The sequence below is a fragment of the Paenibacillus luteus genome (genome assembly GCF_006542765.1).
Classification (GTDB): Bacteria; Bacillota; Bacilli; order Paenibacillales; family Paenibacillaceae; genus Pristimantibacillus; species Pristimantibacillus luteus.
Genome location: NZ_SKCD01000092.1, coordinates 1 through 569, shown reverse-complemented (window position 1 = coordinate 569; position 569 = coordinate 1). Strand labels below are relative to the sequence as shown.

Annotated in this window: 2 tRNA genes and 1 rRNA gene; all 3 read left to right on the top strand. The window is 46.7% G+C overall.

The features are described 5' to 3' along the window. Window positions 1–50 (top strand): 16S ribosomal RNA (locus E0496_RS36065); the annotation flags it as partial. Between the two features lie 117 nt (window positions 51–167). Beyond that, a tRNA-Ile gene (locus E0496_RS34455) sits at window positions 168–244 on the top strand. Window positions 245–275: 31 nt separating this feature from the next. Then, window positions 276–351: transfer RNA gene (locus E0496_RS34450), tRNA-Ala, on the top strand. Window positions 352–569 lie beyond the last annotated feature (218 nt).

Genomic DNA, 569 nt, shown 5'->3' with positions numbered 1-569 from the left:
AGTCGTAACAAGGTAGCCGTATCGGAAGGTGCGGCTGGATCACCTCCTTTCTAAGGAAATACCCGAACCCGATGAGGTTCGGATAAACGTGGCAGTTTATCGCTTACTCGTTGTCAGTTTTGAAAGATTAATCATCTTTCAACAGGAAGTCCAAAGGGAATACCTATGGGCCTTTAGCTCAGCTGGTTAGAGCGCACCCCTGATAAGGGTGAGGTCGGTGGTTCGAGTCCACTAAGGCCCACCATTATCGACTCTGAGAAGTCGGTTCCCATTTTGGGGCCATAGCTCAGCTGGGAGAGCGCCTGCCTTGCAAGCAGGAGGTCAGCAGTTCGATCCCGCTTGGCTCCACCAATATTGCACCTTGAAAACTGGATAACGAAAGAAAAGAAATTGCTGAATCATCCTTTAGCTAAAATGTTTTAATTGTTAGTGAAGGTTGTTTGTGATTGTCTCGACATCTTTTCGTTTTGTTTCAACCACTTGGTCTCTTCTGAAATCGAGGAAACAAAATGAAAACGGCGAGCAAGCCGAATCAACCGGAACGATAGGTTAAGCTAGTAAGAGCGCAC